This window comes from Sulfurimonas sp. HSL-1656, assembly GCF_039645585.1.
Taxonomy (GTDB): Bacteria; Campylobacterota; Campylobacteria; order Campylobacterales; family Sulfurimonadaceae; genus Thiomicrolovo; species Thiomicrolovo subterrani.
This window is the reverse complement of the sequence record NZ_CP147915.1, coordinates 1,627,628-1,644,000: the sequence shown is the minus strand read 5'-3', so window position 1 is coordinate 1,644,000 and position 16,373 is coordinate 1,627,628. Positions and strand designations below refer to the sequence as shown.

Genomic DNA, 16,373 nt, shown 5'->3' with positions numbered 1-16,373 from the left:
ACTGATGGCATTGAATGTGTACTATGACAAAGACTGCGATATCAGCATCATCAAGGGCAAAAAAGTCGCGATGATCGGTTTCGGCTCCCAGGGCCATGCACACGCGGAAAACCTCCGCGACAGCGGTGTAGAAGTAATTGTCGGTCTTCGCAAAGGCGGCTCCAGCTGGGCGAAAGCGGAAGCGAAAGGTTTCGAAGTCATGACGGTTGCCGACGCATCCGCAGCGGCTGATGTCATCATGATCCTCCTGCCGGACGAAAACCAGGCGGAGATCTACGCCAACGAGATCGCACCGAACCTCAAGCCGGGCGCGACGATCGCATTCGGCCACGGTTTCTCCATCCACTACGGACGCATCAAGCCTGCAGCCGACATCAACGTCATGATGGTTGCACCGAAAGCACCGGGCCACACGGTCCGCAGCGAGTTCGTCAAAGGCGGCGGTATCCCTGACCTGATCGCGATCGGCCAGAACCCGTCCAACATGACCAAGGAGCTTGCACTCTCTTACGCTTCCGCGATCGGCGGCGGCCGTACGGGTATCATCGAAACAACGTTCAAAGACGAGACGGAAACGGACCTCTTCGGCGAGCAGGCCGTTCTCTGCGGCGGTGTTTCCGCACTGATCCAGGCCGGTTTCGAAACCCTGACAGAAGCGGGTTATCCGGAAGAGATGGCATACTTCGAGTGTCTGCACGAGATGAAACTGATCGTCGACCTGATCTTCGAAGGCGGTATCGCCGATATGCGTTACTCCATCTCCAACACGGCGGAGTACGGTGACATGGTCTCCGGTCCGCGCGTCATCAACGCCGAGTCCAAAGCGGCGATGAAACAGGTGCTCAAAGAGATCCAGAACGGCCAGTTCGCCAAAGACTTCGTCCTCGAAGGCCAGGCAGGCTACCCGCGTATGAACGCAGAGCGCAACAACCTCAAAGCGCACCCGCTCGAGCAGACCGGTGCACGCCTTCGCGAAATGATGCCTTGGATCAAAGCGAACAAAATCGTCGACCAGGACAAAAACTAAAACAGCCGCGCATCCCCTGCGCCGCGCCCCCCTCCGCGTACTTCGGTACGCATTCAGGGCAACTGCCTTGAAATTACACCATCACTTTCAATTTTGATCCTCTCTTTTCTATATAATGGCATCTATTGTTCACCGCCGGGTATCGGGTTACAGTGATTGTCCGTTCGATCGGTGCAAAGTCATTGGCGGATGAAGGCATTTGGCATCGGGTGATGATCTGCCAATGAAGGAGAAAAAGGTGCACGAAAAGAAGATCTACCTTGTCGGCACGGCGGTCAGAGACATGCTCATGGGCAGGGCAGTCACGGAAAAACAGTATGTCGCCGTAGGGTACGCACCGGAAGATTTTGCCGACTTGAAGCAGGTGGAAGATGCCCATCCGTTTTTTGTAAGAGACGACGGCAGCAGACTGACGCTGGTGGAGGGCCCAGGCTTGGACGCCGGGAACGAGGCGGGCATCGAAGCGGCTTTAAAGCGGCAGGACCTGACCATTGACGCCGTTGCCTACGATGAGGAAGAAGGGGTCTATATCGACCCTTTTAACGGCAGAGAAGATATCGAGAAACGGATGCTGCGCCATACGTCAGATGCCTTTGCGGAGGAGCCCATGCGGGTCCTGCGGCTGGCGCGGCTGCGTGCGACCTACGGGACCGGCTGGAACATTCATGCCTCGACGCGGGTTGTCGTTTACGGGATGCGCGATGCACTGAAGCAGCTGCGGCCTGAACGCGTCTGGACGGAGGTGGAGAAGGTCCTCGCCCTCCCGGAGTGCCACCTCTTTTTTGAAACCCTTTTCGAACTGGGTGTCTTGGACGCCGTTTTTCCCTCCGTCTTTGCGATGACGACTTTTAAAGAGGGAACGAAGTATCACCGTGAAGCCTCGCTCTTCGCGCATGTCATGATGGTGCTCCGGGAGCTGAAAAACGAATCCGTCCCCCTGAAGCTGGCGGCACTCTATCATGACATCGCCAAACCGGGCTGTTTCCGCACCTACGGCAACGGTACGCGTCACGGCGACCCCGACAAGATCGAACCGTTGATCGATATGCAGATCCCCTTTGACTTCAAACAGCGGGTGCTCTTTATCAGCCAGATGCATGTCAAACTGCCCAAAATCCAGGAGATGAGCGTCTACCATATCGCGGATTTCTTTGAAAGCCTCCATAACGACAAGACTCTGCTGTGGGATCTGGTGCGCTTCAAAAGCGCAGATGACCGGGGACGGATCACAGACGTCCCGAAACCGGCGGTCTGGGAAGAGGCAATTTTCAAAACGTTCGAGGCCATCAGTGCCTACACTCCCGAAGCATGGATCGAAGCCCAGCCCCAAACGCCTGACGCCAAGGCCATCGCACTGCATGTGCACCTGCACAACATCGAGATCGTCAAGCGGACATTCTTCGCATGATCTTATGGGAGGAAATCTCTCGATTCCCGGCGTTCCCGATCGGCGCCAATCCCCTGACGTTATATTCACAAAAATTATAAAAAATACAGCGCTAATTTTTTAATGTCCGCTTGTTGAAAAATCATGGATAATAGAGATTTACTGCATCCAAAGGAGTCTCCTATGCATCTGAATCTACCAAGCCTGCCATTTGAAGAGCATGCGCTCGAACCCTACATATCGGCGGAAACACTGGCGTATCACCACGGAAAACACCATGCGGCCTACGTGAAGAAATACAACGAGCTGATTACGGGCTCAACGTTCGAGGGGAAACCGCTGCTCGAGGTCCTGAGAACGGCGGAAGGGGCGCTTTTCAACAACGGCGCACAGGCATTTAATCACGACTTCTACTGGAAATGTCTCACGCCGGACGATACGGCACCGTCAGAGGCGCTGGCCGCGGCAGTGGCGGAGGCATTCGGCTCTGTCGAGGGGTTCAAAGAGGCGTTTGCCGCGGCGGCGACGTCGCTGTTCGGTTCGGGGTGGACATGGCTCATCATCAATGAGAAGGGTGCACTGGAGATCGAAAACGGTTCCAACGCCTACACCCCGGTACAGACGGAGGGAAAACATCCGCTGCTGACCTGTGACGTGTGGGAACACGCCTATTACATCGATTGCCGGAATGCACGCCCGACATACGTCGAAAATTTCTGGCACCTGATCAACTGGGATTTCGTTTCGGAAAACTACAAGCAAAAATGCCGTGTCAGCCATCACTGCTGAATGGCGTCGGTCATAGCCTCAGGCAGAGCGATCGGGAAAGTGCCCTACCATCTCTTCGTAACGCGTGTAGGTCCGCAGGGCGTCGATAACTTCGGGCAGGGGCGCTGCGAAACGCCCCTCGATGTCATACTCGTTTTCACCGAGCGCAAAGGCCAGCCGTTCGACAGGCGGGGTGAACTGGGCATCGACCCCCTTTTTGTTGCCGCGGGGATCGCAGCGGTACCAGCCGTACGCCTCCAGCCAGACGGCGTTGAGGCCGTGGAGGCAGTAGAGGTCCGGCGTGTACTCCGAGCAGCTGAGCCGCTGGTAACAGAGTGCCGCCGGGATGCCGTTGGCACGAAGCAGGGCGGCCAGGAGGTGGCTCTTGGCGTAGCACCAGCCGGTTTTCTGCTCCAGGACCTCGCTGGCTTTGATCGTCGAGACCCCGCGGCCCGCGTCACCGGTATGGGCGATTGCGTCGCGGACATATACGAAACAGCTTCGTGCGACGGCTTCTTTAGTGCTTAGCCCCTCTGCAAGTGCTTCGGCTTTTGCCATGACGGCGGGATGGTGATAGTCGATATAGGTCGACGATGCCAGAAACTGCTCCATATCGGACTCCTCAGTCGTATTGTTACTGTCATCCTATTGTGTCTGGGTCAACGGCGTGAAAACGGCGGATGACAACGTCTGCAGGTCATCCGGTGTGAGCTCCAGCTCCAGTCCGCGCCGCCCGGCGCTGACAAAGATGGTCGGAAACTCCCGCGCAGCAGAATCGATGAAGGTGTCGAGCCGTTTTTTCTGTCCCAGGGGGCTGACCCCGCCGAGCACGTAGCCGCTGATGCGTTCCACGTCCGGGCCGTCGGCCATCCGGGCTTTTTTGGCGTTGGCGGCCTCGGCGAGGCGTTTGAGGCTAAGCATGCTGCAGACGGGAACGACCGCGACGGCGAAACGGTGCGCGTCGATTTGCGCGACGAGGGTTTTGAAAACGCGTGCAGCGTCTATACCGAGTTTTTCCGACGCTTCCATACCGTACGATGCTGCGGCCGGATCATGGGTATAGGCATGGAGCGTATAAGCGATACGCGCCTTCTTGGCGGCGTTTACAGCGGGCGTCATTACTTTCTGCTCCTCGGGTCTATATGCCGTATTATAGAGCGCAAGGGCGTTCTATTCAAGCGGCAGGGAGTTTGAAGGCGTACTCCCACTGGCAAATAGAGGCTCTGGGTATAGAGAAGATCGCTTCAGCCTCCCCTGCGCGCCTTGACCCTCAGCCGAACGTAATCGACATGCCACCCTTCCGAAGCATTGTACAGTGTCGGTTCCAACAGCGTCCGCACCTCCTGTTTGAAGCGGGAGAGCTGTGCACTCTCCAGGTGCGCGACGATGCCGTTGGCAAAGAGGTCGAGCCAGTGGGCGATGTCGTCGACGGGTGTCGGCCGCACGATCAGTTCGGCGGAGGCGACACTGAACCCTTCCGATTCCAACAGCGCCTTGTACTCGGCATCGGTCGGGAAGTACCAGGGGTTTTCAAAGGGGCCGAATTCAGGGTGCCGTTCAAAGACCATCCGCATCGCTTCGACGACCTGCGCCGCATTGCCGTACCCTCCGAACTCGGCGACAAACCTGCCGCCGGGTTTCAGGGCCCGGTGGACCTGCCGCACGGCCGTACGGGCTTCCGTGACCCAGTGCAGTACGGCATTGGAAAAGACCGCGTCGAAACGCCGCTCAAAAGGGAGCAGTGTCGCGCTCATCACATAGGCGTCGATCCCCTTGGCCCTGGCACATTCGACCATGTCGGCATTCAGGTCGACCGCCACGACGTCGGCGCCGCGCTTTTGGATCTCCACGGCGAGGCTCCCTTCGCCGCAGCCCAGGTCGAGGATTGTTTCGCCCGCTTTCGGCGAGAGCAGCTCCACGACGGGGAGCGCCAGCGCCGAGACGAAACCGGCATGGGGGGCATAATGCGCCGCATTCCAGCTGTTGCTCTCCGCGTGCTGCGCCATCTGCTCGTAGAGCTCGCGCACTTCGTCGGCGCCGATCTCGCCGCCGCGCGCCTCGGAGCACTTTTTCACGGCATCCGCGAGTGCCGTCTGCTCTGAGGCGGGGACCTCGATGCCGTAGCACTCTTTGAGGACGTAGGCGACGCCCCCCTTGCCCGACTGGGAGTTGATGCGGACGGCGTCTTTATAGGCGCGTCCGATATCGGCCGGGTCGATGGCGAGGTAGGGGACCTCCCATGCATGCGTGTTGCTGGCGCGGCGGTGTTCCATCCCTTTCTTGATCGCATCCTGGTGGGTGCCCGAAAAGGCGCTGTAGATCATGGAGCCCACATAGGGATGGCGCTCAGCCACCTCGGTGCCCGTGATCGCCGTGATCCGCGAGAGGACTTCGTCGATCTTCCCGACGTTCAACCGCGGGTCGATACCTTGCGCGTAGTAGTTGAAGGCCATCGTAACGAGGTCAACGTTTCCGGCGCGCTCGCCGTTGCCCAGCATCGTACCCTCGACGCGCTGTGCGCCCGCCAAAACGGCCAGTTCGGCGCTGGCGACGGCGCAGCCGCGGTCATTGTGCGGGTGGACGCTGATAATGACGCTCTCGCGCTGCGCGATACGCTCCCCCATCCACTCGATCCGGTCGGCGTAGATATTGGGCGAACCGGCTTCCAGCGTATTGGGCAGGTTCAAAATCATCGGGCTTTGCGGCGTCGGCCCCCAGGCGTCGATGACGGCGTTGGAGACCGCCAGCGCGAAGGGGAGTTCGGTCTGCGAAAAGCTCTCCGGCGAGTACTCGAACACGACCTCGCCCCCAAAGCGCTCCGCTTCGCGACTGACCCACGCTACGCCCTGTACCGCCAGACCGATGATCGCCTCTTCCGTGCGTCGGAAGACGACTTCACGCTGGTTCGCAGCGGTCGGGTTGTACAGGTGAAAGATGATCCGCTTCGCGCCGCGGAGTGCTTCGAAACTGCGCACGATGTGGCGTTCGATGGCGGGCACGAGAACGCCGACGGTGACGTCTTTCGGGATCATCTCTCCCTCGATCAGCGTCCGGCAGAAATCGAATTCGGTCTGCGACGCGCTGGGGTAGGCGATTTCGATCTCTTTGAAGCCGAAATCGACCAGGGCCTGGAAATAGGCAACTTTTTGGGGGATGTCCATCGGGTTTTTGAGTGCCTGGTTGCCGTCGCGCAGATCGGTACTGGCCCACACGGGGGCAACGTCGGCGGTTTTGTCCGCCCAGGCTCTTTTCTCCATGGCCACGGCCGGGTAGGGCCGGTATTTGGTATACATAGCATTTTCCTTGACAATAAAAACGAAAAAAATGCCTACATACGGGCGTGCGCCGCCCTGGAAGGCAAAACAGAAATCAAAAATAAAAGAGGGTGTTTATAGAGAAAGAAGTAGGCGTAGGAGAAGGGTGCGGTTCATCGCTGTGTGGGATGGTGATGCGTGCCGATAGCGGCCGAAACTACAGTTCATAGTCTTCTCCTTTGTTGTATATGAATGCCATTATACATGAAATCTGCGAGTGCTGTGTAGCATAAGGGCTGTCAGCTGCGTTTCCAGGGCAAAATGGCAACATGCCCGTCAGAGATGAATCTTGCCCACGAGGAAGGTTGTTGCATTCCCGGAAATGATCACCCTCGTACCGGCCAGCTCGCATCGCAGTTCTCCGCCTCGGGGCGAGACCTGCTTGGCGAAGAGTCTTTTTTTGCCAAGCCGTTTGGCCCAATAGGGGGTCAGTTGGGTATGGACGGAACCCGTGACGGGATCTTCGTCGATGCCGAAGTTTGGCGCAAAGAAGCGGCTGACGAAGTCATAGCGGTCATGGCGCGCCGTAATGCAGACCCCGCGCAGGTCCAGGGCGCGGAGCGCATCAAGGTCGGGGGAGAGTGCGCTTAGATCCTCCCCGTCGGGAAAGACGACGATATAGTCGCTGGCTTTGAGGACTTCGACCGGCGGCTTGCCGAACGCCTTGACGATCTCAGGCGGTACGGGAACGGCGAGGGGTGGTTCGGAAGGGAAATCCAGGGAGAGCATCGAATCGGTCCGTGTGACATGCAGCGGACCGCTGCGCGAATCGAAAGTAAGCTTCCCCCCTTTGTATCCGAGGTGTTCAAAAAGCACGTGAGCGCTGGCGAGCGTCGCGTGTCCGCAAAGATCCACTTCCGTCGTCGGCGTAAACCATCGGATACGGTATCCCCCAGGTTCCCGGACGAAAAAAGCCGTTTCAGCAAGGTTGTTCTCGGCTGCGATCTGCTGCATCGTCGCATCGTCGAGCCATGTTTCAAGGGGGCAGACGGCGGCGGGGTTGCCCGCAAAGATATGGGCGGAAAAAGCATCGATCTGGTACAGGGGGATGGTCACGCGCTCATTCCTTTTGGCATGTGGTCTGCATGATTATAAGACGAACGGAAGCGCTTGTCAAAGAGTGTTTGCCGAATCGAGGATGGTGATTTTCCGCGTGACGCTGCCGCGTTCGCCCAGCCGGACAAGCAGGAACAGCGTTGTGGCGAGGGGGCCGGGGCGGGCGACGAGTTCGGCGTAGTCGATCACCTTTGCATCGAGGGCATCGATAGACGCAGCCGCGGCCGTCCCATTCATGCGGGAGAGCTCAAGGGCGTTGTGCCAGGCGGCATCCCGGGCCTTTCCCATACTGAAGGCGGCCAGTTTCTCATCGGTACGGAGGGCCAGGCGGTCGAGCAGGTGAAGCAGGGGCCAGATGGCTGCCAGCTGCCTCTGCACCTCGTCGATCATGCCCGTCAGAATGGTATTGATCTTTTTGAAATCGTTTTCGAGCGAGGCGATGGCTTCCCCGGGCGCGGTTTCGGCGGCGGCGATGCCGAGATCGAGATTGATGTGGGCGTTCATCCCGAGGAAGAGGTGCTGCAAAACGATGTAGCGTTTCGTACCGGCGGCGTCAAAGGCGTACTGCCACGCCCGGGTGACCGGCCGGCCCTCCCGGTAGGCGTCGTATGCTTCCAGGTAGCGGTTCGCGAAACAGACGTCCAGACGCGCCATCCGCGCACCGTCGTCAAAATAGCCCTCCGCGATTTTGTGTTTGACTTCCGCCGTCACGCGGTGGTAGAGCGCGGCGAAATATCCCATGGTGTTCCCGGTGGCTTCGGCGTGCCGGATGATTTGACGCAGACGTTCGAGGACGTCGTCGATCGTTGTTGCCGGAGCGGTTGTCTGCATAGAAGACTCCTTTACGTTTTGGCGGCGGTCGCCTGTTCGACGAGGAGGCTGGAGACCTCAAAACTGGCATCGATGAAATGGGCACCCTCAATGCTGCGGAGTTGGCGCCGTTCCAAAGGGGTGTCGATCTTCATAATGATGTCGGGATAGTTGGTGAAGGCACGGACGGCCTCGCCGATGAGACGCTTGTTGTGTTCGCTGTTGACCGTCAGGATGACGGCTTTGGCGCTGTCCACATTCAGCGATTCGAGTACCGGGCGTTTGTTGAGGTGGCCGAAGTAGGCCATGTAACCGAGTTTGCGCGCATGCAGGACCTGTTTGAGGTTGTCGGTGATGACGATAAAAGAGACCTCTTTGGCGTGGAGGTCCGCGCAGACGATCTTACCCAGGGTCGAAAAGCCGGCGACGACGATGTGACCGCTGCGCCCGATGGGGGTGATGACGTCGGATTCGTAAAACTCTTTTTCAAAGTAGGAGGAGAGTTTGTAGATGTTGTTGACGACGAGGGGGGTGAGGATCATGGAGATGACGCTCACGAGGATGAGGAAGCTGGCGGCTTCGCTGCTGATGAGCCCCTCGGTGCCGGCCAGGGCAAAGACGGCAAAGGAGAACTCACCGATCTGGGCCAGTGCCAGAGCACTTTTGGCCGAGGTGTTCTTATCGTTGTTGCGGCGGATGATGGCGTAGATGACAGCGGCTTTGAAAAGCATTGCCAGGACGAAGACAAAGAGGATGAGGTGGATATGCTGCAGGAAATAGAGCAGGTCTATTTTCGTTCCGACCCCGAAAAAAAAGATCCCCAGCAGCAGGTCGCGGTAACTGGCGATGTCCGATTCGACTTTGACGCTGTAATCGGTGTCGGCGATGATCATCCCGGCGATGAATGCCCCAAGCGAGTAGGTAAAGCCCATGCCGTGGGCGAGCAGGGAGGTGCCGATGACAATGGCGAAAACGGCGCCGAGAAAGAGTTCGTCCAGTTCCGTCCGCGCCGAAAACTTCAGGAGGGCATTGACGCTCTTCGCCCCGACCGTGAACATAAAGGCGATGACGACGGCCGCCGAAAAAGCGGTTTTGAGAAGCACCTCGCCGATGGAGAGGTCATGGTTGGAGAGAAAACTGATCAGCAGCAGGATCGGGATCACGGCGAGGTCCTGGAAGATGAGGATCCCCATCGAGATCTGCCCGTAAGGGGTCAGGATATCCTTGGACTGTTTCAGATAGGTAAGCACGATGGCGGTCGATGAGAGTGAGAAGGCCAGGGCGACGATAAGCGCTGTTTTATAGTCCAGCGCGAAGATGAAGTAGGCGAGGGCAAAAATGACGACGACGCTGAGCCCCACCTGTAGCAGACCGTTTGTCAGCAGAATCTCTTTCATACTCCGGATCCGTCCAAGGCTCAGCTCCAGACCGATGGTGAACATCAAAAAGACGATCCCGAATTCGCCGATGACGTCGAGGGTGAGAATACTCAGGCCGTTGAAACCGAAAAGGTAGCTGATGATCGTCCCCGTGAGGATGTAGCCGATAAGGTGCGAGATGCCGAGACGTTTGAGCAGGATACTCAGCACCGCGGCGATGGCGAGGGTCAGAAAAATAGCCAAAAGTAATTGATCCATGCTGAAAGTATAGGCCGGATTTGTTTTATATTTCCGGATGCGATGCATAAAAATGGAGCATTAATTCGGGTGATGGTGTGGAATAAGATGTAAAAAAAAGGAACACTAGTCTAAAAGAAAATATCTTTGGTGAGTATTAGTTGCAAAATAATTTGATGTATTAATCAAATAGAACTATAATGCACTATAGATATGAAATGAGAAAGGGGTGCAGATGATACAAGAACTGTATGCAAAGCTGTCGACGATCAACTGGCATTATCATGCGCTTCAAGAACCAAGCGCGGGGACGATTGTGCTCAAAGCGATCTCCATGGACCCTCAGGGGGTACTGGAGGTGATGCGCATCAGGGAGCTGGCTGAGGAGTTCCGGCTGCACACGAAGTGGGACGGTCAGGATATCCAGATCGGCCGCAAAGAGGAGTGAACGAAGCCCGAACGGATGGCATAATGCCCTGTTAACCGCCCTGTTATCCGATTCCGATTACAATGTGCCGATTAGAATCATGAGGGATCGGAATGGCGCAGCAGCGGAAGAAAAGTGCACCCAGGAAACGCACCACGGGCAGGGCAAGGACGAAGGGCAGAAAAAGCGCTTTTCTTTATGCGCTGCTCAAAGGACTCATTTTCCTGCTTATCGCATTTATCCTGGCGGCGGGGGGCTATTTTTTCGGTTATCAGCAAGGGAAACAGGAGCATCGCGGTGCGCTGTTGACAGAGCGCCAACACAGTGCCGAACTGCAAAAGGCACTTAAAAAGGCGAAAGCGAGAACGGCCAGCCATGAGTATGAAAAAGTACCGCCGAAACCGGTGGTACGGGCCGAAAAAGTCGAGCCTGACGCGGGGACGAAACCGATGATGGCCATCATTTTCGATGACGTCTCCTTTGCCCATGACGTCCGCAATATCAAAGCATTGAACCTGCCGGTGACGATGTCCTTCCTCCCCCCTTCCAAGCGCCACCCCGATTCGGCTGCGCTGGCGGCCAAGCAATCCTACTACATGGTCCACCTTCCGATGGAAGCGGTCTCTTTTGCGGCCGAAGAGCCTTTGACACTGCATGTCGGGGATGACGAGGCTGTGATCGAGGAGCGCATCCGCCAGATCAAGAACCTTTTCCCGAAAGTCGCTTTCGTCAACAACCATACGGGAAGTAAGTTTACCGCCGACCGTGATGCGATGGAGAAGTTGCTTTACGCACTCGACCGCGAGGGGATCACCTTTGTCGACAGCCGTACCACCGGTAAAACGGCGGTACCGGCCCTGATGAAAACACTGCACCGTCCCTACATAAGCCGCGATGTTTTCCTGGATCACGATCCCGATGTCGAGGCGGTGAAAAAACAGGTGCGCCGCGCGGTGAAGATCGCCAAAAAGTACGGATCGGTCGTGGTCATAGGCCACCCGCACAAGCAGACGCTCCAGGGACTTGCCGAATCGAAGGATGTACTGGAGTCGGTCAAACTGGTGCGTATCGATACGCTTGCAGCGTATGAAAACCATGAGTGAGCTTCTCTTCGAGAAAGTCCCGGCCCTCGAGGCGATGCGCAAGTATCCCGGTGAGCTCCATTACTGCGGCAACACTGCACTGCTGTCGCGCGTCAAACTCTCCATTGTCGGTTCCCGCCGCGCCGACGGCTACTCCCGTTTTATGACCTCGGAACTATCGGCCAAACTCTCCAGGGCGGGCGTCTGTATCGTCAGCGGCGGTGCCATGGGCATCGATGCGACCGCCCATGCGGCCGCCGGCGCCTCCAATACGATCGCCGTACTCGGAAGCGGAATCGACATCCGCTACCCGGCGACCAACCGGGCGCTGCTCGATGCGATCGGTCATGACGGTCTGCTTCTGAGCCCCTTTGCAGACGGCTTCCAGGCGACACCGTGGAGTTTTGTCGTCCGCAACGAGATCGTCGTCGCACTCGGCGACGCCCTGATCGTCACCCAGGCCGATGAAAACAGCGGCAGTATGCGCAGCGTGGAACATGCTTTGCGTATGGGAAAGAAGATCTACGTACTGCCGCACCGCATCGGTGAAAGCGAGGGAACGAACCGGCTCCTCAAAGAGGGGAAAGCCGAAGCGATCTACGATATCGACGCCTTTGTCAGCGGTTACGGCGAAGCCGCCCGCTGCGTCGGCGATGCTTTCCTGGACTACTGCCGTACCGCCCCGAGTTACGAGGACGCCGTCCGGGATTATCCGCAGGAGGTTTTCCGTTACGAACTCGAGGGGAAGATCGCGGTGGTCGCGGGAAAAATCAGCGTTCTTGTCTAAGCCTCCGGCCGGTGATCCGGATCTCGTTTTTTTGATGCATTAAGGAAAAATTTAAACGCGATAAGCGTATGATGTGTAGATGTTTCTTTCCAAAGGATGGCAGATGCGCAGCACGGAATACGGTATCGACGACCTCTTTTTGAAACGGTTCTCCCCTAAACAGTTTGTAAAAAAGCCCCTGGGAGAGAAGGACCTCTGTGCGGTACTGGAAGCTGCGATGACGGCGCCTTCCTGTTTCAACGAGCAGCCGTGGCGTTTCGTGCTGGGGGAAAAGGAGGATTTCCTGGAGATCCTTTCGACGAAGAACGCGGAGTGGGCCACATCCGCCTCGATGCTGATGCTGCTCTGTTCGACCCAGACCTTCGCATACAACCGGAAACCGAACCGCTGGCATGCTTTCGACAGCGGCACGGCCATGGCGTTTCTGATCTTTGAAGCGTATAAACGGGGTATTGCCGTGCACCCGATGGGAGGGTTCAGTACGGAGCGGGCCAAAGAGCATTTCGGGCTCATGGGGCTTGAACCGCATGCCGTCCTCGCCCTGGGCTATACGGAAGAATCCCACACGATGACGCCGCGTCTGGGACTTGATGAGATCGTCATAGACCGGCGGGAGACCTGAGTACTCAGTGGTTGCACATCGCCTTGAACCCTGTCCAGTAGAGCTTGAAGGGGTCGTATCCCAACGCGGGAAGTTTTGAGAGGATAATGCCGCGGTCTTCGTCACTGAGTACCGTGCCGCGTGCCAGAATCCAGAGGTACTTTCTTTCCGGATCGCCGATGACCGCGTAGCGGTAGTCGTCGGCAAGCATGATGATCCAGTAATCCCCGTAAAAGGGCCAGAAGAACGTGACACGGAGTTTGGCGTTGCCGCTGCCTTCGACCACATGGGCTTTGCCTTTCGCCTGGTCTTTGAGCCTTCCCGCATCGTCATAACAGCTGTTCACGACACGGACGTGGCCGTCCTGGAGGCGATAGCGCGCCGTCGCCCCGACGCACCCCTCCTCAAAGCGGTTTTCATAGCGGGCAATCTCATGCCAAAGTCCCCCGTAACGTTCCAGATCCACATGCTCAACGGTAGGCAGGGGCAGCTGTGCTTTTTGCTGGCAGCCGTCCAGAAGGGTGAGCAGCAGTACGAATAAGAGTGGTACGAGGGGTTTCGTCATGATATCGCCGTTTGATAGTGGAGTATACGTCATTTTACCATTTTCACTCTCCCGCTATGTCCCGGGGGGGAGTCTGCTATAATCGATGGCAGATTAGGCAAAGGAACCGCTATGAAATTTGCAACTGTTTTGGGTGTATTGACACTGACGCCGCTGCTGCTGAACGCCGCCGATGTCGTCAGGATAGAACGTATGGACCTGGGGCTTGCCTCCGAGATTGCCAAACGCACCGTCGAAGCCTGCCGTCAGGAGGGATACTGGGTCAGCGCCGTCGTGGTCGACCGCAGCGCCAACGTCCAGGTGGCGATGCGCGACACCTATGCGGCGCGTTTCACGATGCAGATCGCCGAACAGAAAGCCAATGCGGTGATCATGGCAGGAACGGATACGACGACCTTCGTCGCCAACCGAAGCGATATCCGCAACGAACTGAACAACATCGACGGGCTGATCATGATGGAAGGCGGCCTGCCGGTCAAATCGGGGGATACCCTGCTCGGTGCCGTCGGTGTCAGCGGCGCCCCCGGGGGCAAACTGGATGCCGCCTGTGCGGCGAAGGCGCTGGCATCGCTCAAGGAACGGCTGGCATTCGCCCTGATGGAGGATGACGAGGAGTAGGGCGGGGCTTAGAGGATCAGCATCGCGTCGCCGTAGCTGTAGAAGCGGTACTGCTCCTTGATCGCCTCGGCATAGAGTTCGTGGGTCTTTTCCAGCCCGACGAAGGAGGCGACGAGCATCAGCAGGGTCGATTTGGGCAGGTGGAAATTGGTCAGCAGGTGGTTGACGCGCTGCGGCGGGTTGCCGGGGTGCAGGAAGAGGTTCGCTTCGCCTCCGGTCTCGTGTGTGCGGACATAGTACTCGACGGTCCGCGTAGAGGTCGTACCGACGCAGAGCAGGGGAAGGTCGCCGTCGATAAGGGCCTTGGCGTCGTCCGGGATCTCGTAGTACTCGGAGTGCATCGGGTGGTCGGTGATAATCTCCGCTTCAACAGGTTTGAAGGTCCCGGCGCCGACGTGCAGGGTCACGTAGGCGTGGGGGTGGTGCGCACAGACCGAGGCGAAGAGTGCGTCGGTAAAGTGCAGGGAGGCTGTCGGTGCGGCAACGGCGCCTTCGTTTTTCGCAAAGACCGTCTGGTACTCCACGGCATCCTCGTCGTTGTCCTCGCGCTGGATGTAGGGGGGCAGGGGCATATGCCCGATGATATCGATGATCGGCAGCAGGGCTTCGAAACGCAGCTTCTCCCCGCCGCGCTCAAACGTGACCGTACGGCTGCCGTCATCATGGAGCGTCTCGACGACGGCTTCGAGTTCCTGGCCGAAGTGCAGACGGGATCCCGCTTTCATTTTGCCCCGGATATAGACGCTGACCCGGTAGGCGTCGAGAGGGCGGTTGATAAGGAGTTCGACCTTTCCGCCGCTCTCTTTTTTGCCGAAAAGGCGGGCTTTGATGACCTTGGTGTCGTTGAAGATGATGCCGCACGCTTCAGGCAGGAAGGTCTCTATCTTGTCGAAGCGCGTATGGGTGACGGTATCGGTCGCGCGGTCATAAACGAGCAGCCGCGCGTGATCACGGGGCTGCGCCGGGTGGACGGCAATAAGCGCTTCGGGGAGGGTGAAGTCGTAACTAGATGTTCTGAGGGGCAACGGCCTCGTCCTCGTCTTCGTCATCCTCCTCATCTTCTTCCTCTTTCGGTGCCGGGTTGACCATTCTGACGATGAGGATGGAGAAGCCGTAGAGCACGATGAGCGGACCGGCCATCAGCAGCTGCGTCAGGACGTCCGGAGGGGTCAGCAGGGCGGCGACGATAAAGATCAGAACGATGGCGTATTTGAAGAACGCGGTCATTTGGCGGTCGTCGACGAGTCCGAGCAGGGCGAGGAAGTAGGCAAAGACGGGGAGTTCGAACGCCAGGCCGAAGCCGAACATGATCTTCGTAAAGAAGCCGACGTAATCCTCGATGTTGATCAGCGGGGTGAACTTGAAGCTACCGAAGGTGATGAGGAAGTCGAACCCGAAGGGGGTGACGATATAGTAGGCGAAGGCGACGCCGACGACGAACATCGTCGTTCCGCCGAAAACGAAGGGGAGGATCATCTTCTTTTCGTTCTCGTAGAGTCCCGGCGCGATGAAGAGCCAGATCTGCCACAGGATGACCGGTAGCGCGCCGAGGAGTGCCGCGAAGAAGGCGACCTTCAGGGCGACGAAGAAGGCCCCGCCGACCTGGTTGGTCGTCACCATGCCGTTGGCGGCGTTGACGGACTTTTTGCCGACTTCGATCAGGGCATCGTTAAGCGGCTGGATCATCCATTCGAGGATCGGCTCGTGGAAATAGAACATGACGAAGAACATGCCGATCAGTGTCAGGACGGAGATGCCCAGGCGTTTACGCAGTTCTACAAGGTGGGGACGCAGTTCGTCGAACATAGGTTAGGCTTCCTCGGTATCGTTGCCGTTGTCGGCACTTTTTTTCTTTTTGCTGAAGGTGACGACTTCCGGCTTCTTGGCATCCGGGGCGGCTTCGGCTTTCGGCTTCTGGGGCGCGGGAGTCTGCACGGTCGTCGTGTCCGCCATATCGATGACGGCGTCGAATTCGTCGGTCAGTTCGGTGAAGGCGCTGGCCTTGCTCAGTTTCTCTTTCTCCTCGAGCAGGTTGTCCTTGTAGCTGTTGACTTCGCGTTTGATGTCATCAACGTGCAGCTCTTCCTCGATGGAAGCTTTGGCCGAAGCCAGTGTCCGCTTGGCACTGCGGAAGAAACGGGCGATATCGACCATGGTCTGGGGCAGTTTGTCCGGTCCCAGGAACAAGATGGCGATAATAGCGATGATAAGGATCTCCGAAAATCCCATTCCGAACATGGCGTTTCCCGTCAGGGCGCCGCCGCGGTTGCACGGCGGTTCTCCCCTTAGTTAAATTTATGATCCGGGATTATAGC

Annotated in this window: 18 protein-coding genes; 8 read left to right on the top strand and 10 right to left on the bottom strand. The window is 57.7% G+C overall.

Features of this window, described 5'->3' with window-relative positions; translation table 11 throughout:
- Positions 1-4: 4 nt before the first annotated feature.
- From ilvC to WCX49_RS08600, 3 genes are all read left to right on the top strand, one after another.
- Positions 5-1,027 (top strand): ketol-acid reductoisomerase, encoded by a 1,023-nt coding sequence (gene ilvC, locus WCX49_RS08610; protein WP_345984691.1) that lies wholly within the window; start codon positions 5-7, stop codon positions 1,025-1,027.
- Between the two features lie 238 nt (positions 1,028-1,265).
- Positions 1,266-2,435: a polynucleotide adenylyltransferase gene (locus WCX49_RS08605; protein ID WP_345984690.1), complete on the top strand. Its 1,170-nt coding sequence runs from the start codon at positions 1,266-1,268 to the stop codon at positions 2,433-2,435.
- Between the two features lie 162 nt (positions 2,436-2,597).
- The gene (locus tag WCX49_RS08600; RefSeq protein ID WP_345984689.1) at positions 2,598-3,203 is read left to right on the top strand and encodes a superoxide dismutase; all 606 of its coding nucleotides are present in this window, start codon (positions 2,598-2,600) and stop codon (positions 3,201-3,203) included.
- An 18-nt stretch (positions 3,204-3,221) separates the two neighbouring features.
- Here WCX49_RS08600 and WCX49_RS08595 read toward each other — a convergent pair whose 3' ends face one another.
- The 6 genes from WCX49_RS08595 to WCX49_RS08570 all read right to left on the bottom strand — a co-directional run bounded on the left by WCX49_RS08595 (position 3,222) and on the right by WCX49_RS08570 (position 9,999).
- Positions 3,222-3,794, bottom strand: coding sequence for a transglutaminase family protein (locus WCX49_RS08595; protein WP_345984688.1), 573 nt, complete (start codon positions 3,792-3,794; stop codon positions 3,222-3,224).
- A gap of 33 nt (positions 3,795-3,827) precedes the next feature.
- The gene (gene ybaK, locus WCX49_RS08590) at positions 3,828-4,301 is read right to left on the bottom strand and encodes a Cys-tRNA(Pro) deacylase (RefSeq protein WP_345984687.1); all 474 of its coding nucleotides are present in this window, start codon (positions 4,299-4,301) and stop codon (positions 3,828-3,830) included.
- A 125-nt stretch (positions 4,302-4,426) separates the two neighbouring features.
- Positions 4,427-6,475, bottom strand: coding sequence for a 2-isopropylmalate synthase (locus WCX49_RS08585; RefSeq protein WP_345984686.1), 2,049 nt, complete (start codon positions 6,473-6,475; stop codon positions 4,427-4,429).
- A gap of 297 nt (positions 6,476-6,772) precedes the next feature.
- Positions 6,773-7,552, bottom strand: a complete 780-nt coding sequence (locus WCX49_RS08580; RefSeq protein ID WP_345984685.1) for a PhzF family phenazine biosynthesis protein — start codon at positions 7,550-7,552, stop codon at positions 6,773-6,775.
- Between the two features lie 57 nt (positions 7,553-7,609).
- Positions 7,610-8,383, bottom strand: coding sequence for a DUF5995 family protein (locus WCX49_RS08575; RefSeq protein ID WP_345984684.1), 774 nt, complete (start codon positions 8,381-8,383; stop codon positions 7,610-7,612).
- An 11-nt stretch (positions 8,384-8,394) separates the two neighbouring features.
- Entirely contained in the window at positions 8,395-9,999 is a 1,605-nt protein-coding gene (locus tag WCX49_RS08570; protein ID WP_345984683.1) for a cation:proton antiporter, read from the bottom strand.
- Positions 10,000-10,213: 214 nt separating this feature from the next.
- Here WCX49_RS08570 and WCX49_RS08565 point away from each other — a divergent pair, with 214 nt between their 5' ends.
- The 4 genes from WCX49_RS08565 (at position 10,214) to WCX49_RS08550 (ending at position 12,896) form a co-directional block, all read left to right on the top strand.
- Complete coding sequence (locus WCX49_RS08565) at positions 10,214-10,426, top strand: hypothetical protein (protein ID WP_345984682.1); 213 nt, start codon at positions 10,214-10,216, stop codon at positions 10,424-10,426.
- 92 nt (positions 10,427-10,518) lie between these two features.
- Positions 10,519-11,508 carry a divergent polysaccharide deacetylase family protein gene (locus WCX49_RS08560; protein WP_345984681.1) on the top strand — a complete coding sequence of 330 codons (990 nt, stop codon included), beginning with the start codon at positions 10,519-10,521 and terminating at the stop codon, positions 11,506-11,508.
- The gene (locus WCX49_RS08555; RefSeq protein WP_345984680.1) at positions 11,492-12,274 is read left to right on the top strand and encodes a DNA-processing protein DprA; all 783 of its coding nucleotides are present in this window, start codon (positions 11,492-11,494) and stop codon (positions 12,272-12,274) included. Before WCX49_RS08560 ends, WCX49_RS08555 begins: the two co-directional genes overlap by 17 nt.
- 79 nt (positions 12,275-12,353) lie before the next feature.
- Entirely contained in the window at positions 12,354-12,896 is a 543-nt protein-coding gene (locus WCX49_RS08550) for a nitroreductase family protein (RefSeq protein WP_345984679.1), read from the top strand.
- 4 nt (positions 12,897-12,900) lie between these two features.
- On the opposite strand, the gene WCX49_RS08545 is transcribed toward WCX49_RS08550, so the two are convergent.
- The gene (locus WCX49_RS08545) at positions 12,901-13,440 is read right to left on the bottom strand and encodes a lipocalin family protein (RefSeq protein WP_345984678.1); all 540 of its coding nucleotides are present in this window, start codon (positions 13,438-13,440) and stop codon (positions 12,901-12,903) included.
- Positions 13,441-13,551: 111 nt separating this feature from the next.
- Here WCX49_RS08545 and WCX49_RS08540 point away from each other — a divergent pair, with 111 nt between their 5' ends.
- On the top strand, positions 13,552-14,058 hold the full coding sequence (locus WCX49_RS08540; protein ID WP_345984677.1) for a heme-binding protein: 507 nt from the start codon (positions 13,552-13,554) through the stop codon (positions 14,056-14,058).
- Positions 14,059-14,066: 8 nt separating this feature from the next.
- Here WCX49_RS08540 and queA read toward each other — a convergent pair whose 3' ends face one another.
- The 3 genes from queA to tatB are packed head-to-tail and all read right to left on the bottom strand — an operon-like array spanning position 14,067 to position 16,296.
- Entirely contained in the window at positions 14,067-15,083 is a 1,017-nt protein-coding gene (gene queA / locus WCX49_RS08535; RefSeq protein WP_345984676.1) for a tRNA preQ1(34) S-adenosylmethionine ribosyltransferase-isomerase QueA, read from the bottom strand.
- Positions 15,064-15,864: a twin-arginine translocase subunit TatC gene (gene tatC, locus WCX49_RS08530; protein ID WP_345984675.1), complete on the bottom strand. Its 801-nt coding sequence runs from the start codon at positions 15,862-15,864 to the stop codon at positions 15,064-15,066. Before tatC ends, queA begins: the two co-directional genes overlap by 20 nt.
- Positions 15,865-15,867: 3 nt before the next feature.
- On the bottom strand, positions 15,868-16,296 hold the full coding sequence (tatB, locus tag WCX49_RS08525) for a Sec-independent protein translocase protein TatB (protein WP_345984674.1): 429 nt from the start codon (positions 16,294-16,296) through the stop codon (positions 15,868-15,870).
- Positions 16,297-16,373: the final 77 nt, after the last annotated feature.

Bases quoted from the DNA above. Each gene is read 5' to 3' on its own strand.
- WCX49_RS08545 (WP_345984678.1), bottom strand. From the start codon at position 13,440: ATGACGAAACCCCTCGTACCACTCTTATTCGTACTGCTGCTCACCCTT.
- WCX49_RS08540 (WP_345984677.1), top strand. From the start codon at position 13,552: ATGAAATTTGCAACTGTTTTGGGTGTATTGACACTGACGCCGCTGCTG.
- ilvC (WP_345984691.1), top strand. From the start codon at position 5: ATGGCATTGAATGTGTACTATGACAAAGACTGCGATATCAGCATCATC.
- WCX49_RS08575 (WP_345984684.1), bottom strand. From the start codon at position 8,383: ATGCAGACAACCGCTCCGGCAACAACGATCGACGACGTCCTCGAACGT.
- WCX49_RS08585 (WP_345984686.1), bottom strand. From the start codon at position 6,475: ATGTATACCAAATACCGGCCCTACCCGGCCGTGGCCATGGAGAAAAGA.
- WCX49_RS08550 (WP_345984679.1), top strand. From the start codon at position 12,354: ATGTTTCTTTCCAAAGGATGGCAGATGCGCAGCACGGAATACGGTATC.
- WCX49_RS08600 (WP_345984689.1), top strand. From the start codon at position 2,598: ATGCATCTGAATCTACCAAGCCTGCCATTTGAAGAGCATGCGCTCGAA.
- WCX49_RS08565 (WP_345984682.1), top strand. From the start codon at position 10,214: ATGATACAAGAACTGTATGCAAAGCTGTCGACGATCAACTGGCATTAT.
- WCX49_RS08570 (WP_345984683.1), bottom strand. From the start codon at position 9,999: ATGGATCAATTACTTTTGGCTATTTTTCTGACCCTCGCCATCGCCGCG.
- tatC (WP_345984675.1), bottom strand. From the start codon at position 15,864: ATGTTCGACGAACTGCGTCCCCACCTTGTAGAACTGCGTAAACGCCTG.
- ybaK (WP_345984687.1), bottom strand. From the start codon at position 4,301: ATGACGCCCGCTGTAAACGCCGCCAAGAAGGCGCGTATCGCTTATACG.
- tatB (WP_345984674.1), bottom strand. From the start codon at position 16,296: ATGTTCGGAATGGGATTTTCGGAGATCCTTATCATCGCTATTATCGCC.
- WCX49_RS08560 (WP_345984681.1), top strand. From the start codon at position 10,519: ATGGCGCAGCAGCGGAAGAAAAGTGCACCCAGGAAACGCACCACGGGC.
- WCX49_RS08595 (WP_345984688.1), bottom strand. From the start codon at position 3,794: ATGGAGCAGTTTCTGGCATCGTCGACCTATATCGACTATCACCATCCC.
- WCX49_RS08555 (WP_345984680.1), top strand. From the start codon at position 11,492: ATGAAAACCATGAGTGAGCTTCTCTTCGAGAAAGTCCCGGCCCTCGAG.